The 261-nt window shown below is 62.5% G+C and carries 1 pseudogene; it reads left to right on the top strand.

The annotated features are described in order from the left end of the window. Positions 1 to 15 precede the first annotated feature (15 nt). Positions 16 to 261 (top strand): annotated as a pseudogene (locus C1X29_RS30065) (hypothetical protein); the annotation flags it as partial.

Here is a 261-nt window from a genome sequence, read left to right as displayed (position 1 = left end):
ACTGGGTGCATTACGATGGCTGATCTCGCGACACCGGATGACGTTTCGCCCCCGCGCAATCCACGCCGACGCGCGCTCATCTATCACGTCGTGCTGTGCCTCGCCTCGATCGCCATGCTGTATCCGCTGCTGTGGATGCTGGCGAGCTCGTTCAAGCCGGACAGCGACATCTTCGGCACCACCTCGCTATGGCCGCGCAATTTCAGCCTCGCCGCCTATTGGCGCGGCTGGTCAGGCTTGCAGGTCACCTTCGGCAAATTC

This window comes from Pseudomonas sp. GW456-12-10-14-LB2, assembly GCF_002884345.1.
GTDB lineage: Bacteria > Pseudomonadota > Gammaproteobacteria > Pseudomonadales > Pseudomonadaceae > Aquipseudomonas > Aquipseudomonas paraglycinae.
This window is presented reverse-complemented; position numbering and strand designations above follow the sequence as displayed.